Source organism: Methanosphaerula subterraneus, from assembly GCF_052055875.1.
In the GTDB taxonomy this organism is placed as follows: domain Archaea; phylum Halobacteriota; class Methanomicrobia; order Methanomicrobiales; family Methanospirillaceae; genus Methanosphaerula; species Methanosphaerula subterraneus.
The window spans coordinates 1,249,785-1,269,670 of the sequence record NZ_CP170508.1; the positions used below are offsets into that span (position 1 = coordinate 1,249,785).

The window sequence follows — 19,886 nt, forward strand, 5'->3', positions numbered from 1 at the left end:
TGTTTGTTACAACGCGAGATACTTATGTTGGACGCCGGCACATATATACCTTGCTACAGGCCCGATTCATCGAATCGGACGAGAGCATTCGTCCCCCACAACCACTCGTGTCGACTTCGCAACGCGAGATACTTATGTTGAACGCAGGTGCATATATACTTTACTGCAAAACCGGATTCTAGGAATCGGATTTGGAGAAAATCCACCACAATCACTCGGGTTGATGATACAACGCGAGATACTTATGTTGGACGCAGGCCTTAATAAACCTTGTCCACATCCACCATCAGAACCAACCTGATCCATGACCAGGCCGCTTGGTTCTTCACCATAGTTGGATATCAGCATTGCACCCGGCTCTATATAATCCTTGACCAGAATTTACCAGAATCAATTGCATAATGATCGAAAATCCAGTTATTTTTTCCAAAAATTCTCCACAATCGCGCAGATTTTATGGAATTCCAGAGACCTTCACAATCATTTCAGAAGACCTGCCACACCAGGAAGAACCGGGGCCGGCGATCGAACTGTACCGATTGCGCGCACCATGACGCGGCAAAATCAGAAAAATATCGTAAATTATTTGAGAAATTGCACTCTGGCGAACCCCTGATAATCTGCAATCCGAACATCAGGATTTCCTGGGCGGCACCCCCAAGCAACCGGGAAAAATGGTGCACGCGCAGATCCGGAACCAGGTGAACAGACCGACCTCAGTCCCCGTCCCCATACGGCATGATGCAGATCGCGCCGAAGAAATCCGATTGAACGAGGGCAACCATCCCGTCCAGCATCAGAAAGAGGAGCGGGATGTAGACATCGGCCACATTCCATCCCATCTCGACGGCCAGATCCTCAACCGTCAGCACCCGCCCCTCAGCGAAGGACTCCGTGCACCACTCCAGCACAAGCACGGCTGCATCCCGGTACCCCTCATCATGAGCGATCCCGACCACATCCTCCGCCGTGATCATCTGCCGTTCACCGATCGTCCGGGACCGCTGCCTCCGCCGCTCGTCCTTCTCCAGGTAACGGAGAGCCGTGATCAGTTCAAAGAGCGTCTCCGGCCGTTTCCGCAGATGCTTTCGCTCGAGCCGGCGCTTGATCTCCCGTTCGAGCAGATCGATCGGACTGTCGGCAATCGATGTCGCACAGTCCATATCCCAGTCAGGCACCTCCTCCTCGTCGGCGATCTCCTCGATGAACTCCTCTTCGCCATCATCATCAGGAATCCCAAAACATTCGGATTTAATCCGGAGGAGAAGAGACGCATAGAAGAGGGCCCTGCCCGATACCCGCAGGTCCATCTCCTTTCGCCGTTCCAGTTCTGAAAAGAACCGGTCGGTCACCTCGACGATATCGATCTTCCAGGGATCGATCTCGCCCCGCTCGGCGAGCTGGACAAGGATCTCGATCGGGTCCTCAGACATTCATCTTTACCCCGGTCACAAGGGTACTCTTGTCCGGACGGACCGTCACCCCGAGGATCCGATCGGCCTGTTCGATCATCGGCTTTCGGAGGGAGACGATGATGAACTGTGAGGTGTTGGAGATCTCCTTGAGCATCGCTGCGATCCGTTCGACATTCGAACCATCGAGCGACATATCCACCTCGTCCAGGGCATAGAACGGCGCCGGGATGTGCTGCTGGATCGAGAAGATGAACGCAAGTGTGGTGAGCGACTTCTCACCGCCACTCAGTGCATTCAACAGATGGACCACCTTGTCCCGGGGCTGCACCGCAAAGGTGAGACCGCCGGCGAACGGATCCTCATCATTATCGAGGATCAGCCGGCCCGTACCGCTGGTCAGGCGTGCGAAGATAGTCCGGAAGTTCTCATTGATCGCCGTATATGCAGCCATGAAGGCATCATACTTCATCTTCTCGAACCCCTCGATCCGCTCCATCAGGCTGGAACGCTCCACCGAGAGGATCTCCTTCTTCTCCCGCCGCTCACTCACCCGCTCTTCAACACGGGCATACTCCTCAACAGCCAGCATGTTCACAGCCCCGAGTTTCCGTATCGCCCGATCGGTCGTGGCAATCCCTTCCTCGATCTCATCAAGGGTCAGCGTCGTCTCGACCCCGGCGGCCTGTTCACAGATCACAGCGATCTCACTCGAGACCACTGCCATCCGCTCCTGGGTTGCAGTGATCTGCAGTTTGATCCGCTCAATCCCGGTATCAAACTCGATCAGCCGATGTTCGGACTCCTGGATCTGCGTGGCGACACCACTCCGCTTCTCCTGGAGGGCCTCAAGCTCCCCGGAGAAGGACTTCTGTTCCTCCTCCAGCCGGGCGATCTCCTCACGGTACCGGGCGATCTGTTCACCGGCCCCCTCGGCCTCCCCGTCGATCTCCAGATTCCGGCTGATCGCCTGCTCGCGGTCACGGTTCAACTCCTCGACCCTTTTCGAGAAGTAGGCCCGTTCCCGCTGCAGATCGGCCAGGTCTGACTCCTTGTTCCGAAGGCGCCGTTCGGTCTCCTCCAGTTCTTTCCTCTGCTTCTCGAGCTGCTCGGTCAGTTCCGGGATCTCGGTCCCTTCAAGCCGTTTCTTCAGGGCTGCGATCTCAAGGTTGATCGAGGCGATCTGGTCTCCCGTGCTGTCCAGGCTCGACTCAATCCCCGCGATCTCGGCGACACCGGCCTCCATCTCGGAGGCCATCTGGGCGAGGGTTTCCTCAAGGGTCTTCTGCTCGCCGGCCAGCGATTCGCTCCGATGACCGTACTCCTCGAGCATGATCCGGTACCGGGCCAGACGCTGGTCCGCCTCCGACCGCTGGGTCCGGAGCAACTCCGACTCGGCAGTCAGCCGGCTGATCCCATTCTCGAGATCAGAGGCCTCTTCACCGAGCGTGGCGATCACCGCCTGCAAACGCTGGATATCGTCATCCACCGAGGCCGAGAAGCCCTTGATCGTCTTCTTCAGGAACCCCCCGGTCATCGCCCCGCTCTTCTCGACCAGTTCACCCTCCAGGGTCACCATCCGGTGCTTCCCCATCAGGGTCCGGGCACGGGTGAGCGTATCCACGACCAGCGTGGTCCCAAAGACCTGCCCGAAGGCAGGGTCGTACCGTGGGTCATAGGCGATCAGATGCCGGGCATACCCGATGATCCCATCCCCGCCGACCGGCGGCAGGGGGACCGGTTTGAGTTTGGTCAGCGGCAGGAAGGTCAGCCTTCCGGCCTTCTCCTCCTTGAGGTAGCGAATCGCCCCGGCCGCCACCCGGTCGTCCTCGACAACCACATTATGCAGCCGGCCGCCGGCCGCGACGTTCAGGGCGGTCATATACTCAGGCGGTACCTTCCCCAGCCTGGCGATCGTCCCGTAGACACCGTCCATCCCGAGCACCGCCTCGAGCGCCCGGCCGCCGGCATCGCCCTGCACCTGCTGCTGGGCCTCGTACCGCATCAGTTCCTGCTCGCGGGCCTTCAATTCCTTTCTGATCCCATCCAGCGAAGACCGCCGGGAGAGGAGCCCGCGTTCGGATTCAGAGAGACGCCGCTCGATGCCACGCTTCTCCTCCTCGATGACCCGGCTCGCCTCGGTCCACTCCTGCTGCTGACCCCCCTTTCCGGTGCGCTCATTCCGCACCTCGCCGAGCCGCTGCGAGAGCCGGTCCTGCTCCTTTGTGCGCATCCGGCTCTTTTCGATCAGCATATCCTTCTGGTGAAGCAGAGTCGACCGCTCGCCTTTCCTCTCTTCAAGGGATGAGAGCAGACCAAAGAGTCGCTCACGCGCCTCCCCGGTCTCCGCCTGCTGATGCCCCAGGGACCCCTCGACCTTCTCGATCCTGGCCCGGATCATCGCCTGCTCCATCGCCAGCGTCGTCCGGTCGATCGTCAGCGCCCGGATCCCCTCCGTATCGGCAGTGACCTTCCCCTCGGCACGCTTGATGTCCATAAAGACGCGGTTGACCAGCTCGAGATTCGTCTCCTTCTCCCGCTTCAGCCGTGCGATCGTTTGCTCGGTGCTCCGGATGTTCCCCTTGGTCTCTTCAAGCAGACTGATCAGTTTCAGGTACTCGGCCCCGGATTTCCGGTTGATCTCGGCCTCGATCTCCTTCTGATCGGCACGGAGGTAGGCGAGCTCGTTCATCTCGAGACTTCTGTCCTGAACGGTCCGGTCCTGGGATATCCGGTACTCCTCCAAGAGAGAGGTCAGCCCCCCAAGTTCACGCTCCTTCTCATGGAGTTGGGCTGCAGCCCTGCAACCCTGGAAATATACCAGTTTCTGCTGCAGTTCCTGGAAGAGCAGAGCCTGCTGCCGCTCCTTCTCCAGCTCAACCAGACGGCGATTCGCCTCCTGCAGCAGCAGTTCCTCCCGTTCGATCCGTTCCCGGACCACCTCGAGTTCAGCCAGGGCCTGGTCACGTTTCTGATCGAACTCGGCGACACCGGCGATCTCATCAAGGATCTTGCGCCGTTCCCCGTCGCTCATCTCCATGATCCGGGTGATGTCCCCCTGCATCACGACATTGTAGCCATGAGGTATGATCCCATGGTCGGCGAGGTACGCACTGATCTCACTCTGTTTGCAGAGCCGGTTGTTCATGTAGTTATAACTGTAGTAACCGGCCGCAGTCCGCTTGATCTTTCTCCGGATCGTCGTCCCGTCAGAGAAGGTCAGGGCGACCTCGGCGGTGTTCCGGTTGGAGTTCAGGTTGATCAGGTCGGTCAGCTTCTCTGCACGCAGGTTTCGGGAGCTGGAGAGTGCCAGCACGAAGAGGATCGCATCGATGATATTACTCTTTCCCGAACCGTTCGGCCCAGAAACAACCGAGAAACCCTCAAAAAATGGAATTTTCGTCTTCCTTCCGAAAGACTTGAAGTTGTCGATCTCCAGCTCTTTGATGAACAAAAGATGGGCTCCTATCTCTTTCGCTCAGGACGGGGGATATCGCGCTCCTCTGCAAGGATCACGTCATCAACCCGGGCGTTTGGGTTCTTTCTGGTCCCCTGGCCGGAGACGGTCTTCCCCTTCCGCATCGGGTTTTTAGAGTCATAACCGGCAGGGGCGACGATATAATCCCTGCTCGTCCGCACCTCGTGCTTCAGCGTGCCGTCAGGCTGCATGATCAGGTCCATCGCCCGGGCAGGTTCCTCGGCCGGCGCCTGCCTCGATAACGCGGAAGCGAGGATCTGCTTCTCCGGGTGCACGGGTGCTGATTCGTTCAGCCGTCCTGCATTCCGTGGATGAACCATGACCGTAGAGGCGGCGGCCGGCCTCGATCTCTGAGTCTGCTGCAGTCGCGGGGCCTGTTCTTCTGCAACCTTGTAGATCTTCTGGGTCATCGCCTTCATATCGAGGATCTCCTCGATCAGCCCCTTGACCACGGCCTCAAGGTCGCGCACACGCTGTTCCAGCGCTGCAACCCGGTTATCGTCCTGTGGCTGCACCAGCGGCTGAACTGGCGGCTGCATATTCTCAGAATCCCGCATCATCTCGATAGCCCGTTCCTTCTCTTCGAGTTCCTGCTCGAGGAACTTTATCTTCGCATCCTTCAACGCCATTCCTGCCCCTCAGAAGTAAACATGAGCGCTGTACCCATTAATAATTTGCATACGTCCCCATATCAATACTCTTTTCCTGAGGCGGATCCGGACCCCCTGCCAATGCCTTCAAAGAAACACTATTACCCTTACAGCACCAAGTTTTTTTCATATGTCGTATCTTGCCACCGCCGATCCAGAGATCGCGGAATTAATCGAGTGTGAACGGCTGCGCCAGGTGAACGGTCTTGAACTGATCGCATCGGAAAACCTCGTCAGCAAGGCCGTACTTGAAGCAATGGGTTCCATCATGACCAACAAGTACGCTGAAGGGTATCCCGGCAAGCGTTACTACGGCGGTTGCGAGTTCCATGACAAGGTCGAGAACCTGGCCCGTGACCGATTAAAGCAGCTCTTCAATGCAGAGCATGCGAACGTCCAGCCTCATTCAGGCACCCAGGCGAACATGGCCGTCTACTTCTCGGTGATGGAGTGCGGCAAAGACCGGATGATGAGCATGAGCCTGACCCAGGGCGGGCACCTCTCCCACGGTTCACCAGTCTCGTTCAGCGGAAAGATGTATGAGGTCTCCCAGTACGGCGTCGATCTCAAGACCGAACTGATCGACTACGGGGCCGTCGAAGAGATGGCAAAGAAGGTGAAACCGAAGGTTATCGTCTGCGGTGCGAGCGCGTATCCCCGTGAGATCGACTTCAAGGCGTTCCAGGAGATCGCTGACAGTGTCGGCGCCTACTGCATGGCAGACATCGCCCACATCGCAGGGCTCTGTGCCGCAGGGGTCCACCCCTCACCGGTGAACGTCGTGAACTTCACCACCTCGACGACACACAAGACACTCCGCGGTCCACGCGGGGGTGTGATCATGTGCAACGAGGAGTACGGTGCGATGATCGATAAGGCGATCTTCCCCGGCATGCAGGGCGGTCCGCTGATGCACACCATCGCAGGGAAGGCTGTCTGCTTCAAGGAAGCCCTCCAGCCCTCGTTCAAGGATTACTCGCGTCAGGTTGTGAAGAACGCACAGGCACTGGCAGAGACCCTCGACGAGGCCGACCTCAGGCTTGTTTCCGGCGGGACCGACAACCACCTGATCCTGATCGACCTCTCCAACCGCGGGCTGACCGGGCTTGAAGCAGAGGTTGCACTCGGCAAGGCCGGGATCACCGTGAACAAGAACACGATCCCGAACGAGAACCGGTCGCCGTTCGTCACGAGCGGGCTGCGGATCGGGACCCCGGCCGTCACATCACGGGGCATGAAAGAGGACGAGATGCACCAGATCGGGGAGTACATCATCAGAGTCCTCAAGGACATCCAGGACGAGGCGACGATCAAGACGGTCAAAGACGAAGTGACCGCACTCGCCAGCCGCTACACCCTCTACCCTGAATCATTATGATCATCGATGGCAAGCGGGTCTCTGAGAAGAGGCTTGAACTCTTAAAAGAGGAGATCGATGAGTCGGGGCTGTATCCCCGGCTCGCGACTGTGATCGCAGGGGACAACCCTGCATCGCTCCTCTATGTGCAGATGAAGCACCGTGCCTGCGAACGGGTTCATATCGGATCGATCAGCGTCACGCTCCCCGGGGACTCGACGACTGCCAAGGTGCTCGAAACCGTCGACAGGCTGAACAAAGATCCTGATATCAACGGGATCCTCGTCCAACTCCCCCTCCCTTCCGGAGTGGAGACCGAAAAGATCATCGAGGCGATCCTGCCGGAGAAGGATGTGGACGGGTTCCACCCATTCAACCTCGGAAAGCTGCTCGGGGGCTACCCGACCTTCGCCCCCTGCACCCCGCTCGGGGTCATGACTCTCTTAAAGGAGTACAATATCGATCCTGCTGGAAAGCGGGCGGTGGTGATCGGGCGGTCGATCGATGTCGGGAGACCGATGGCAGCCCTGCTGATAAATGCAGATGCAACGGTCACGGTCTGCCACAGCAGAACAAAGGATCTGGCCTCAGAACTCAAGCGGGCCGATATCATCGTCAGCGGGATCGGAAAGGCACGGTTCATCACCGCGGATATGGTCAACGAGAACGCGGTGGTGATCGATGTCGGGATCAATCACGTGGACGGGAAACTCTGTGGGGATGTCGACTTTGCAGCGGTCAGTGAAAAGGTGGCGGCGATCACGCCGGTCCCCGGAGGGGTCGGTCCGATGACGATTGCGACCCTGATGGAGAACACCTTCAAGGCGGCGAAGATGCAGTCATGCAGAACTGTACCATAGGCAGGCTGACGATCGGATCCGGGCAGCCGATCAGACTGATGGGTGTCATCAACTGCAGCCCGGAATCCTTTTTTAGCGGTTCATTTACACCAGAAGACCAGATACGGCGCCGGGCCGAACAGATGATCGGGGACGGAGCCGACCTGATCGACCTCGGTGCACGGTCCACCGCCCCGAACTGTCCGTTCCTTTCGATCGAAGAGGAGATCGAGCGGGTCGAGGCGGCACTCGGCCAGCTGGACGGAAGCGGGATCACCATCTCGGTCGACACGATGCACCCGGCCGTGCTGGAGGTGTGTCTGCGGCATGAGGTCCATGCCCTGAACGATATCCGCGGGCTCGCCGACCCGGCCCTCGCTGCACTGGCGGCAGATGCAGGACTGCCGGTGATCGCGATGGCGGCGAACCAGATCCCCGGCGACCCGAAAGGAGTTCCAGCCACCCTGCAGGCGCTGCAGACGGTGATCGACCGGTGCGAACTGGCCGGGATCAACGACGTGGTCCTCGACCCGGCCGTCGGGCTCTGGACCGCAGAGCGGACGGTCGAGGACGACTGGGCACTCTGCACTCACTTCGCGTCGTTCACGGCCCTCGATTACCCGGTGCTTGCAGCCGTCTCCCGCAAGACCTTCATCGGAGATCTCCTCAACAAGCCGGCAGAGGGGCGGCTGGCAGGGACACTGGGGGTCACGATGCAGTTACTGAAGGCAGGGGCCGCGATGGTGCGTGCCCACGATGTCCCGGAGACCAGGGACTTGATCTCAGTCTATCAGAAGATGGGGGGGCAGGCATGACCGCTGCGTTCACCGTCTTCGGACTGAAGACCCGGGTGATCCTGGCAGGTGACGATATGACCGCCATCCTATGCAGGGCGGCACAGGAGGCAGCCGGCGGGTTTCAGAACGGGGACCTGCTGGTGATCGCCGAGTCGGCGCTCGCGACGGCAGAAGGGCGGGCAGTGGAACTGGCATCGGTGACTCCCGGAAAGGAGGCCGAGCGTCTTGCAGCAGAGCACCACATGGACCCCCGCGTCGCCGAGGTGGTGATCAGGGAGAGTGACCGTATCGTCGGCGGGATCCCGGGGTTCCTCCTCTGTGAGAAGCAGGGGACACTCCTTCCGAACGCCGGCGTGGATGGTTCCAACGCCCCGCTGGGGTGTGTGGTCCCGCTGCCCGCTGACCCAGACCGGAGTGCAGCCACGATCAGGGCGGCGGTCCTGGCCGGCACAGGGGCCAGGATCGGGGTGCTGATCGCAGACAGCAGGACCCATGCGATGCGGCTCGGCTGTGGTGGGGTCGCCATCGGCTGTGCCGGCATCACGGCGGTGGTCGACGAGCGCGGCAGAAACGATCTCTTCGGCCGGAAACTGGAGGTGACCAAACGGGCGGTCGCCGACAACATCGTATCGGCTGCCGAACTGCTGATGGGCGAGGCCGACGAGTGCACCCCGGGCGTCCTGGTCCGCGGACTCGGAGTCCCCATCACCGACGAGGTCGGGATCGAAGGGATCGCCGCCGACGAATGCCTGTTCATGGGCGCCGTCAGGGGACTCAAATCAGATCCCACCAGGGCACCGGACAACCGGAACGAGTGAACGCTCGTTCCCCCCAATTTTTAGAGAAATATCTTGAGAAGACCGTCACCGAGGTCTTCATACACGTTTTTATCAGGGTCCGCAGACCACAGTAGTGAAGAGTATGGAGCGAATGGTCAGGGACGATACAGGTGAGGTGACGATTCCCAGGGTGGTGATCGCAGGCACCTGGAGCGGGTGTGGCAAGACGACGGTCGCGAGCGGGCTGATGGCCGCGTTCACCGGAAAAGGAAGGATTGTTCAGCCGTTCAAGGTCGGCCCGGACTTCATCGACCCGACCCACCACACCCTGACCTGCGGCCGGCCCTCACGGAACCTGGACCCGTTCATGATGGGCGAGGAGCAAGTGATCGAGACCTTCGCCAGGGCCTCGGCCGGCTCCGATATCGCCGTGATCGAAGGGGTGATGGGGCTCTACGACGGGGTCGACGGAACCGGCTGCGCATCCACAGCCCATGTGGCCAGGCTGCTCGGAGCGCCGGTGGTGCTGGTGATCGATGCCAAGGGGATGTCGTCGACGGTCCACGCCCTGATCAACGGGATCTGCGCCTATGACAGGACGATCAAAATCGCAGGCGTGATCTTCAACAGGATCGGCAGTCCCCGCCACCGTCAGCTGATCGAGAAGGGGCTGACCGTCCCGGCCCTCGGCTGGATCCCCAAGCAGCAGGACCTGACGATCGAGTCCCGGCATCTGGGCCTCTCGATGGCCCACGAGTCTGACCGGGCCGCCTCGTTCGGGGCGATCATGCAGGAGCACTGCGCACTGGACCTGGTCGAGAGCGTGGCCGGGAGCGCCGGCCCGCTGGAGGTGTCCCGGCGGCCGGCCCCTGTTGACCGGCAGGAGAAGGCCACGATCGGGGTCGCGATGGACCCGGCGTTCTGCTTCTACTACCAGGACAACCTGGATAGGCTCAGGAGTGCAGGGGCCGGGCTGGTCTTCTTCAGCCCTATGACCGACCCGCTCCCAGAGGTGGACGGCCTGTACCTGGGCGGCGGGTACCCGGAGCTGCATGCAGAAGCCCTGGAGACCGCTCCCTGTAGGGACCAGGTCCGCTCGGCTGCCATGGCAGGGATGCCGATCTATGCCGAGTGCGGCGGCCTCACCTACCTGACCGAGTCGCTCTCCGCCGGCGACCACACGTACCGGATGGCCGGCGTCCTCCCTGCCACGGCAGCGATGACCTCGCGGATCCAGGGGCTCGGGTATGTGCAGGGGACCTGGCAGGGCGGGGTCGGATTTGCAGCCCCGGCCACCCCGGTGAGCGGCCACGAGTTCCACTACTCCCGGCTGGTCCCCGACCCTGACGGACGGTTCGCGATCGCCCTCACGCGGGGGAAGGGGATCGACCAGGGAAAGGACGGGCTCTTCGAGGGGGAGACGACCGGGTGCTACACCCATGCCTATTTCTCCAGGACCTTTGCGGAGGGGCTGGTCGGGGCCGGGGCGGCCTATCGCCGGCTCTAATCTATACTGGTAAATAGTCGGCCTCCCCATCTTCTCCCAACGCAGCCTCCGCCTGCCAGGAGTGGAACCCGTCATTATGCAACCAGAACAGAGCAGCCAGTACGGCATCTCAACCTACTGCCTCCACAGCCTGCCGCTTTCGCAGGCACTCGAACAGCTGTCGACGATCACCGACTATGTCGAGGTGATGGACGACGGCCCCCACCTGATAGCCAGTGCAGAACCGCTGGAGAGTTTCTCGCTGAAGTACGCCCTCCATGCCCCGGCACGAGGGGTGAACATCGCGAGTCTGCTCGAACCGATCAGGCGGGCGAGTGTCGAGGTGCTCGGGGACTGCTTTGCCATCGCCGCAGAGGTGAACGCCCCGGTGGTGGTCCACCCCGGGTACTTCGCCTGGACCCAGGAGTACGAAGCCGCGGCCAGGCAGTTCGAGACATCGGTCAACGACCTGATCCACTTCTCCGAGGAGCACGGGGTCACCTTCTTTATCGAGAATATGGGGAACTGGGACTACTTCTTCATCCGGATCCCCTCAGAGCTCCCGCTCCCCGACGGGATCGGGCTGGCCCTCGACGTAGGCCATGCCAACCTGAACCACTGTCTGAAGGGGTTCCTCTCCCAGACGATCAGTCACTTCCACCTCCATGACAACAACGGGAAGGAGGATATGCACGCGGCCTTCGGTGACGGAACGATCGACTTCTCAGCCGTGATGGCCTCGGTCCGGAGAAACAAGGTCCGGCCGATCATCGAGGTCGGGACGTACGAGGGAGTCCTTAAGAGCATCGAGACGCTCAAGGGACTCTGATCCGCGAGGATGGGGGATCGACCCCCCAAAAACAACCAGTTTTCTGCCGATCTGCCGGAATCTTTTAATCACTGTACTTCCAACTTTATGATACAACAACGCCTCAGTGGCTTAGCGGTATAGCGCGTCCTTGGTAAGGACGAGGTCGCGAGTTCGATTCTCGCCTGAGGCTTTGGAACTATCGTTTCATCTCTTTTAAAATTGTCAGATTCGAGAGCAATGCGTTTTGGTTTCTCCTGCTGCCAGGTCGACCGTTCCGCGCATACACTGTCCATGAGACCGAACATCCTGAAAGAATCACCGTCTTCAATCGGGTTTGGATATCAGTAAAAGAGAGGTCCGACCTTCTTTACTGAATCGGGTCTCCTTCGCAGGGATGCAAGAATCTGCCTTTATATTTGAATATAATAAAGTACAGAGGAGACTATGAATTTTTTACAGGTTCGGCATGCCACTTCGCTGGTGACCTATGCAGGTACAAAGATCCTCATCGATCCGGTTTTTAGCGAAAAGGAACAGTATCCACCGATTCCACTGACTCCGAACAGGAGAAAGAATCCGCTTGTCGACCTGAGCACGCCACTGGAGACCCTGCTGGATGTCGACATGGTGGTATCCACCCATACCCACCGGGATCATTTCGACGACAGAGCACGGGAGCTGCTGGATAAAAAGATCGAACTGATCTGTCAGCCGGAGGATGTGAAGACATTCGACGCATATGGATTTCAAACCATTATCCCGGTTGAGGAGTCGATAACAACCAGGAATATCAGGATCACCCGTGTCGCTGCGCACCATGGAACGGGAATCACCGGCGACATGATGGGCCCCAGCAGCGGGTATATCCTCTCTTCAGAGAATGAACCGACCCTGTACTTCACGGGAGATACCGTCTTTCATGAATCCATTAAGGAAACGATCGAAAAATTCCATCCTGAAATCCTGATTATGAATGCAGGTTCTCCCAAATTCCTGAACAGCAGTCACATTGTGATGAACATCATCGATGTTGAAGAGACACTCAAAATTGATCCGACGCTAACCTTCATCATCGTCCATCTCGACACATTCAACCACTGTATTGAAACACGAGAGGATATGCAGGAATATTTTTCACCTGCACGGCTTGCTGAAATCGGTGTTGACAAATTCTTTGTTCCCAGGGATAACGAGTTGTTGGATTTTAATCTCTAAATCGGTGGGAGCATCCCCAAAATGATTCTTTGAGTCGGTCAAATCGAGGGGGTGCTCATTGGACGATTCCGGTGCCAGACAGGTTCTCCCGACCCCCTGTCACGGGTAGAGAGCAGAGAACGGATCATGGCCTGGGTCTTCGTTCCACTCATACTCGATCTCCTGACTCACCTGATGAGCAAGAGGATACCCCAGCTGGTCTGCTACAAAGCCCAGAGCCATATCCATGCCGGCACTGACACCTGAACTGGTATAGATGGTGCCATCGGTGACCCACCGGGCTCTCTGCTCCCAGATCACCTCCGGGGCAGTCCTCGTCCAGGCGAACACCCGTTTGTTCGAGGTGGCTCGCCTTCCATTCAGAATGCCGGTTCTGGATAAGAGAATCGACCCGGTACAGACCGTCAGGATGAATTCGGCATGCTCGGCCAGTGACCTGATAGCCGGGATGAACATGTCATCGTCGACCAGGTCCCTCGCCCCCGTCCCTCCAGGGATCAGAAGAACGTAGCGGGTGGAGTCCAGTTCTGACAGGGGCTCGGTCATAACCGGGACATGCTGGGAGCTGGTGACGATTCCCCCGGCCAGGGAATAAAAAAGCGGGTTGAACTGATCGGTCAATCTTCCCAATATCTCAATCGGCCCAAACACGTCAAGGGTTTCAAAATCATTGTACAGGACTGTCACAAGATCTCTCATAAAAAATACTCCTGGTGTAAAAATACTGGGAACAAGCCCACATAATGGTATGGCTCTTCATCATTGCAGGACCGGACGATCGAGGATACTCTGGGATCGACCGATGTGGTGGTACATCTGAACCACCAGAAGAATGGGAACGTCATGTTTGATGCGAATACAGGGAGGATGGAGGAGGGAATGGGACATACCTCGTTCCAGATGACCAGTGAATCAGGGAACGATGAGACCCAGCACCCCGTATCCCTGCGAGTTTGATATGGTATGATCGAATCTGCTGCAGAGAAGTTTTAACCTGATTCAAGTGAGAAGGTCAGGGTAGAGCATGATGAGTCATCATGCCGTAAGAACATAGATGAGATGTGTATCTATCAGATCTCCGGGTAAGAGAGAATACCAGATAGTAACCCACCAGAAGCCGAACCGCAGGCATGACCGATATAATCATTAAATAATCAGGAGGATAACAATCAAACCAAAGCGTACCGTTCTCCGTTCATCGATCACTCGACATGAGTGCGTCCGGGACGTCAGATTCAGTCCGGAATATGCCGATCCAGCCGCCTGTGGCGGAGAACCTCTCCTATGGACCGGCAGTTGGATCGATTGGGAGCGGTATCTTCCATCATCGGGGTATAAATCCGTTTGTGATCACGGCGGTCGCCACCGACAGGAAGGTAGTCCATGACAACACAAAGCGGTTCAAAAATAGCGGTCTTCGCGGCCATCGCCGGCAACCTGATCATCGCGATCATCAAGTTCGTTGCGGCGGCACTCACCGGTTCGTCGGCCATGATCTCCGAGGGCATCCACTCTATCGTCGATACGGGAAACGGCTGCCTCGTGTTGCTGGGAATGAACCGTGCCAAACAGCCTGCTGATGAAAGACACCCATTCGGTCACGGCAAGTCGCTCTACTACTGGACGCACATCGTGGCGGTCTCCATCTTCGGCATCGGTGGTGGCATGTCGGTGTACGAGGGTATCTCGCACATTCGCCACGTCGCGCCGGCCGCCGAACTGGGCGACCCCACGGTGGCCTACATCGTGCTCGCCATCGCATTCATTGTCGAGGGCGGATCATTCACGGTGGCCGTGAAGCAGTTCCTGGAGGCCAAGGGCGATAGGGGTGCCTGGCAGTTCATCAAGGAGTCGAAGGACCCGAGCCTCTACACGGTAGTGCTCGAGGACAGCGCGGCCATGCTCGGCCTCATCTTCGCATTCATCGGGATCTTCCTCGGCCACCTGTTCAACAATCCGTATCTCGACGGCGTGGCATCGATCGCCATCGGGCTGCTGCTGATGAGTGTGGCAGGGGTTCTCGTGTCGCGGACCAAGGGTTTGCTGCTGGGTGAAGGCGTGAACCCCGACGAACTCGCGGACATCCGGCGACGTGTGGAGTCTGATCCGGCGGTCGAGAGCGCCGGCGACATCCTCACAATGTATATGGGCCCGCACGATCTGCTCGTGAACATGGGGGTGCGCTTCGCCGAAGGTACCACGGCAGAGCAGATGCACGAGGCGATCCGCCGCATTGAAGCCGACCTGCTCGGCGCATATCCGGAGACCAACCGCGTCTATATCGAAGCCGAATCGCTGCCGGTCGTTGTCGCGCCGGCGGCATCCGGGAATTCCGATCTTCCGCCACGAACGTAACAAACACCAGATCCGGAAGGGCACCCTCGTATCACGCCTCGTCCTGGGGTGTATGAACGATATCCCCCAGTCAACCTTTTTTTATCGGGTTTTGAAACGAATTAAAACAGGGTTTGAAAAAAGAGGGACACCCATTCTGTCACTCAGCCGCAGAGTACGCGAGCGCCCCCTCCACCGGGCAGACCTCCGTGCACCGGCCGCAGAGGTAACACTCCCGCTTCGAAGCGTCCCTGCCGGCGACCCGGGCAGGGCAGGCCTTCTCACACTTTCTGCAGTTAATACAGGACCCGGTCCGCCTCAACCGGTACCGGCTGACGTGGGACGGAATGGAGAAGATCAGCCCGAACGGACAGATTCCCCGGCAGACCGGCCGGTATAAGAACGCCGAGAGGACCAGAAGCCCCGCGAAGACGAGGAACCCGGTCGACAGGGTCAGCGAGAAGAAGTCGTAGACCCCCGTGTACTCCATGATGCTGACCAGGTACAGGCCGGCCACCACCGATGCGACGGCGATCCCCGCCCGCAGGATCTCAAGGTACCGGCCAGGCAGACCGGTGATCTTTTGGACAGGCACAGTGTAGGCCAGTTCCTGGATCGACCCGACCGGACAGATATGCCCGCAGAACGTCCTGCCGGTGACGAGGGCGAGGCCGATCCCTCCGAGGATCCCGATGATGCCCGGCGCCAGAGTCTGAGTGCCAGTGACGAGGCCGACGAGGCCAATGAACTCGATCGGCATCAGCGGGGCGAGGAGGACGAATCCGAAGAGAACACTCATGACCGTAAGCCCCAGCACGACGGTCCGTGACAAGGCCCCGCTCTTCCAGGCATAGGCGGTCAGCACGGTGCCGGCCAGCAGGTAGAAGGCTGCGAAGAGCGATGCCGAGGTGTTCTGACCTATCAGCAGGTACGTGACGATCTCAGCGGTCCCGAGCCCGAAGAGCGATGAGAGCGCAAGGGCGGGACCGGGATCCTGGGTGCGGCCCCCAAAACGTCCCGAGCGCAGCCCGATGAAGAGGACGGCAGTCGCGACGATGAAGGCGAACACACCGGCCAGCAGGGCACTGACCGGGAGGAGGCCGAGGGTGTTCGGACCTGGGGATACCGGAACCGGCGTGGTCGTTGTCGCGGTTGCCGTGGTGGTCACCCCGCTGGCCGGGGTCGCCGGGGCGGCCTGGACCACAGCGTTGCTGCCGGCCGGTGCCGAGGAGGTGGTCGACCGGGTGTAGTCGCAGATCGAATTGGTATCCACATCGGTGTACAGGAAGCACTTGCCCGGGTACGGGCAATCCCCTTTTCCCCGTGGACAGACGGCCGCACAGACCGGATATGCGAGCCCGGTTGCCCCGACTAAAACCCCCAGGCCCTTTAGCACTCTATCTCGTGTTGTCATGATCTGTCGACAGGTCTGTCTATCTCCACCAATCCTATCTGAGCCTTATGTCATTTAAACATTACATTTAGGGCAATATAACATACATTTTGTTAAGTAATTGAACCATTATCGCAGAGGAATTTCAAATACGACCAGGACCTCCCATCCCCATCGCATTGAATACCCAGTACTTCCAACCTGCATGAAGGACAGGGCCATACCATGGAACATATTCGCAGAGCCTTTGACACGATCGCCGGGGAGTACGACGCCCAGCGGCGATGGATCATCCCGGATATCGATGCATTCTACGGCGCCGCAGTCTGGGCGGCGGAGTGGGAGGGAGACACACCCACAATCCTGGACATCGGTGCCGGGACAGGGCTCCTCTCGGCCCTGCTGCTTGAGAAGTACCCGAAGGCGAAGCTGACCCTCCTCGACTTTGCAGAGCAGATGCTCAATGTGGCCAGGGAACGGTTCGCAGGCAGGACGGACGTTCGGTACATCGCCGGGGACTACCGGGACGTGGACCTCGGCGGAGGTTACGACCTGATCTGCTCCGCCCTCTCCATCCACCACCTCCAAGACGAGGAGAAGGCCGGCCTGTACCGCCGCATATACGGCGCCCTGAACCCGGGCGGTGTCTTTGTGAATGCAGACCAGGCCAGGGGGGATACCCCGGCACTGGATCGGAGATTCATGGAGTACTGGGATGCGTTCATCTCCGACGGGCCGCTCGCCCCAGCCGAACTGGCGGTGATCAAAGGGCGGCGGGACACCCTCGACCAGAGTGCAAACCTGATCGATCAGCTCGCCTGGCTCAGGGCGTCCGGCTTTTCTGACGTCGACGTGATCTACCGGAACCGGATCTTCGTGGTGCTGACCGGCAGCAAACCCAGAGACACGGAACGGGGAGCAGTGCAGGTGTCCGGCCTGTGACCGCCACCGATCCCCTGCTCGTATCCGCACTCTTCGCTGTCAATACGGTCGTCTTCCTGCTCTACGGCCTGGACAAACAGCAGGCTCGGCAACGGGGATGGCGGGTCTCCGAGCGGACGCTCCTCCTCTCGTCGATCGCCGGCCCCTTCGGTGCCTTCGCCGGCATGCAGTTCTTCCGGCACAAGACGAAGAAGACCGTCTTTCTCCTCTCGGTGCCGCTCTTTCTGCTGCTGCAGGTCGCAGGCCTCCTCCTGGTGACAGGGTGGATCTGAACACAAGGTGTGAAGGGCTTGAGGCAGTGCCGGCATTGGCACCACCGCCAACCATCAATTTAAATTCACTGACAGAGATAACGCACCACCTTTCGGGTGCTTCCGATGTATCACGTGCTCTATGTCGATGACGAACCGATCCTCCTTGCGGCCGCAAAACTGATCCTCGAAGAGACCGGGGAGTTCTCCCTCACCACCATCACCTCGGCCATCGAGGCACTGACCATCATACATAAGGTACCGTATGATGCCGTCGTCTCGGACTACCAGATGCCGGGGATGGACGGGATCCGATTTCTCAAGGATATCCGGGCGATCTATGGAGATCTCCCCTTCATCCTCTTCACCGGAAGGGGACGCGAAGACGTGGTCATCGAGGCCATCAACAACGGCGCCGACGCATACCTCCAGAAAGGGGGTGACCCGGAGTCGGAGTTTGCCGAGCTTGCGCATACGATCAAAAGGGCAGTGGAACGGAAACGTGCCGCCGACGCACTCAAACAGGATGAAAGCCGGCTCGAAACGCTCGTCTCATTCTACCAGATGACCGATGCACCGCTCAAGGAACTGATGACCTTTGCAATTGAGAATGCCGTGAAGATCACGGGCAGTTCCATCGGGTACCTCGCTTTTGTCGATGATGATGAGACGATGATGACGATGTATGCCTGGTCGGCAGAGGCGATGCACCAGTGCACCATCCGCGATAAACCGCTCAGGTACATGGTTGCCTCAACCGGTTTATGGGGGGAGGCGATCCGGCAGCGCCACCCGGTGATCACCAACGACTATGCAGCCCCAGACCCCCAGAAGAAGGGATATCCCGAGGGGCATGTCCCTATCGTCAGGCACATGAACACCCCCATCTTTGATGGCACCCACATCGTGATGGTCGCAGGTGTGGGAAACAAACGGTCCGATTACGATGACCGGGACCTTCGCGAACTCTCGCTTCTGATGAAAGGCCTCTGGCAGGTCATAAAACAACGAAGAGCAGAAGAAGCACTCCGGGAGAGCGAGGGCCGGCTTCACCATGCCCTTGAAGGTGCCGGCGAGGGGCTCTGGGACTGGCATCTCCCCTCCGGGAGCGCATACTTCAGCTCACGGTATTATTCGATGCTCGGATACGAGCCCGGGGAATTTCCACCGACCTTTGAGTCCTGGACCTCCCTGATCCACCCGGATGAACGGGACGCGGTCGTTTCGGACCTGATGAGCCAGATTGAGGGGCGACAATCCGTGTTGGAGAAAGAATACCGACTCAGGACAAAAGATGGCGACTATCGCTGGATCTTTTCACGCGGAAAACCGATCGAATGGGACGAGGAGGGGAAGGTGACCAGGGTGATCGGGACCAATGCCGATATCACCGGGAGGAGGAGAACGGAGGATGCTCTGCGACAGGCGAACCGGCAGCTCTCACTCCTCTCCGGCATCACCCGGCACGACATCCTCAACAATGTGACGGTCATCCTCGGGTACCTGGGGATCTCCGAACAGAGATGCACGGATCCTGCGCTGGAGAATAACCTGAAGAGGATAGAACTGGCCACACGTGCGATCCAGTCGCAGGTCGAGTTCACCAGGGTCTACCAGGACCTGGGCACCCTGGACCCGCAGTGGCAGAGGCTGGAGACGATCTTGTCCGGTTTGCAGGTTCCCCCTCAGATCACCCTGATCACCGACCTGCTGGGCGTCGAAGTCTACGCAGACCCGATGCTCGAAAAGGCCTTATTCAATCTGCTCGACAACTCGATCAGGCACGGCCAGCATGTAACCGCGGTCCGGGTGTCAACCAGTTCGAAAGGAGAGGACCTGACGATCGTGTGGGAGGACAACGGGGTCGGTATCCCCGGGGATGAGAAGGACCAGATCTTCATACGCGGGTATGGAAAGAACACCGGGCTCGGGCTCTTTTTGGTCCGCGAGATCCTCTCCCTGACCGGCATCACCATCAGGGAGGCCGGCATCGAAGGGAAGGGCGTCCGGTTCGAGATGACCGTCCCGAAGGGGAACTACCGGTTCGTCAGGAGTGGATGACTGACGGATATTCTTCCTGCGAGAGACCGCCGGCATGCGGGAGATCGCAAGAAAGACCGGCAGACCAGGCCCAGGGTAACC

General features: G+C 59.1%; 16 protein-coding genes and 1 tRNA gene. 12 read left to right on the forward strand and 5 right to left on the reverse strand.

Annotation, left to right across the window (positions count from 1 at the left end):
* Positions 1 to 716: 716 nt before the first annotated feature.
* The 3 genes from ACFKSJ_RS05875 to ACFKSJ_RS05885 are packed head-to-tail and all read right to left on the reverse strand — an operon-like array spanning position 717 to position 5,519.
* A complete protein-coding gene (locus ACFKSJ_RS05875; RefSeq protein ID WP_440951321.1) occupies positions 717 to 1,433 on the reverse strand; it encodes a segregation/condensation protein A in 717 nt (238 codons plus the stop codon).
* Positions 1,426 to 4,866: a chromosome segregation protein SMC gene (smc, locus tag ACFKSJ_RS05880; RefSeq protein WP_440951322.1), complete on the reverse strand. Its 3,441-nt coding sequence runs from the start codon at positions 4,864 to 4,866 to the stop codon at positions 1,426 to 1,428. Before smc ends, ACFKSJ_RS05875 begins: the two co-directional genes overlap by 8 nt.
* Positions 4,867 to 4,877: 11 nt before the next feature.
* Positions 4,878 to 5,519: a DUF7518 family protein gene (locus tag ACFKSJ_RS05885; protein ID WP_440951323.1), complete on the reverse strand. Its 642-nt coding sequence runs from the start codon at positions 5,517 to 5,519 to the stop codon at positions 4,878 to 4,880.
* A gap of 151 nt (positions 5,520 to 5,670) precedes the next feature.
* On the opposite strand from ACFKSJ_RS05885, the gene glyA reads away from it, so the two are divergent.
* The 8 genes from glyA to ACFKSJ_RS05925 all read left to right on the forward strand — a co-directional run bounded on the left by glyA (position 5,671) and on the right by ACFKSJ_RS05925 (position 12,824).
* Entirely contained in the window at positions 5,671 to 6,918 is a 1,248-nt protein-coding gene (glyA, locus tag ACFKSJ_RS05890; RefSeq protein ID WP_440951324.1) for a serine hydroxymethyltransferase, read from the forward strand.
* Positions 6,915 to 7,757, forward strand: coding sequence for a bifunctional methylenetetrahydrofolate dehydrogenase/methenyltetrahydrofolate cyclohydrolase FolD (gene folD / locus ACFKSJ_RS05895; protein ID WP_440951325.1), 843 nt, complete (start codon positions 6,915 to 6,917; stop codon positions 7,755 to 7,757). Before glyA ends, folD begins: the two co-directional genes overlap by 4 nt.
* Positions 7,739 to 8,551, forward strand: coding sequence for a dihydropteroate synthase (folP, locus tag ACFKSJ_RS05900; protein ID WP_440951326.1), 813 nt, complete (start codon positions 7,739 to 7,741; stop codon positions 8,549 to 8,551). The genes folD and folP overlap by 19 nt, the downstream gene beginning before the upstream one ends.
* Complete coding sequence (gene cofE, locus ACFKSJ_RS05905) at positions 8,548 to 9,351, forward strand: coenzyme F420-0:L-glutamate ligase (RefSeq protein ID WP_440951327.1); 804 nt, start codon at positions 8,548 to 8,550, stop codon at positions 9,349 to 9,351. Before folP ends, cofE begins: the two co-directional genes overlap by 4 nt.
* Before the next feature lie 103 nt (positions 9,352 to 9,454).
* Positions 9,455 to 10,819, forward strand: a complete 1,365-nt coding sequence (locus ACFKSJ_RS05910) for a cobyrinate a,c-diamide synthase (RefSeq protein ID WP_440951406.1) — start codon at positions 9,455 to 9,457, stop codon at positions 10,817 to 10,819.
* A gap of 76 nt (positions 10,820 to 10,895) precedes the next feature.
* Positions 10,896 to 11,627: a sugar phosphate isomerase/epimerase family protein gene (locus ACFKSJ_RS05915; RefSeq protein WP_440951328.1), complete on the forward strand. Its 732-nt coding sequence runs from the start codon at positions 10,896 to 10,898 to the stop codon at positions 11,625 to 11,627.
* A 100-nt stretch (positions 11,628 to 11,727) separates the two neighbouring features.
* Positions 11,728 to 11,799: transfer RNA gene (locus tag ACFKSJ_RS05920), tRNA-Thr, on the forward strand.
* A gap of 254 nt (positions 11,800 to 12,053) precedes the next feature.
* Positions 12,054 to 12,824, forward strand: a complete 771-nt coding sequence (locus ACFKSJ_RS05925; RefSeq protein WP_440951329.1) for an MBL fold metallo-hydrolase — start codon at positions 12,054 to 12,056, stop codon at positions 12,822 to 12,824.
* Positions 12,825 to 12,923: 99 nt separating this feature from the next.
* Here ACFKSJ_RS05925 and ACFKSJ_RS05930 read toward each other — a convergent pair whose 3' ends face one another.
* The gene (locus ACFKSJ_RS05930) at positions 12,924 to 13,523 is read right to left on the reverse strand and encodes a DJ-1/PfpI family protein (protein ID WP_440951330.1); all 600 of its coding nucleotides are present in this window, start codon (positions 13,521 to 13,523) and stop codon (positions 12,924 to 12,926) included.
* A 684-nt stretch (positions 13,524 to 14,207) separates the two neighbouring features.
* Between ACFKSJ_RS05930 and ACFKSJ_RS05935 the strand changes: the two genes are divergently transcribed.
* On the forward strand, positions 14,208 to 15,179 hold the full coding sequence (locus tag ACFKSJ_RS05935) for a cation diffusion facilitator family transporter (protein WP_440951331.1): 972 nt from the start codon (positions 14,208 to 14,210) through the stop codon (positions 15,177 to 15,179).
* A 139-nt stretch (positions 15,180 to 15,318) separates the two neighbouring features.
* On the opposite strand, the gene ACFKSJ_RS05940 is transcribed toward ACFKSJ_RS05935, so the two are convergent.
* The gene (locus ACFKSJ_RS05940; RefSeq protein ID WP_440951332.1) at positions 15,319 to 16,572 is read right to left on the reverse strand and encodes a 4Fe-4S binding protein; all 1,254 of its coding nucleotides are present in this window, start codon (positions 16,570 to 16,572) and stop codon (positions 15,319 to 15,321) included.
* Between the two features lie 204 nt (positions 16,573 to 16,776).
* Between ACFKSJ_RS05940 and ACFKSJ_RS05945 the strand changes: the two genes are divergently transcribed.
* The 3 genes from ACFKSJ_RS05945 to ACFKSJ_RS05955 all read left to right on the forward strand — a co-directional run bounded on the left by ACFKSJ_RS05945 (position 16,777) and on the right by ACFKSJ_RS05955 (position 19,805).
* Positions 16,777 to 17,493: a class I SAM-dependent methyltransferase gene (locus ACFKSJ_RS05945; RefSeq protein ID WP_440951333.1), complete on the forward strand. Its 717-nt coding sequence runs from the start codon at positions 16,777 to 16,779 to the stop codon at positions 17,491 to 17,493.
* A complete protein-coding gene (locus ACFKSJ_RS05950) occupies positions 17,490 to 17,765 on the forward strand; it encodes a DUF1294 domain-containing protein (RefSeq protein ID WP_440951334.1) in 276 nt (91 codons plus the stop codon). The genes ACFKSJ_RS05945 and ACFKSJ_RS05950 overlap by 4 nt, the downstream gene beginning before the upstream one ends.
* A gap of 105 nt (positions 17,766 to 17,870) precedes the next feature.
* Positions 17,871 to 19,805 carry a GAF domain-containing protein gene (locus ACFKSJ_RS05955; RefSeq protein WP_440951335.1) on the forward strand — a complete coding sequence of 645 codons (1,935 nt, stop codon included), beginning with the start codon at positions 17,871 to 17,873 and terminating at the stop codon, positions 19,803 to 19,805.
* Positions 19,806 to 19,886 lie beyond the last annotated feature (81 nt).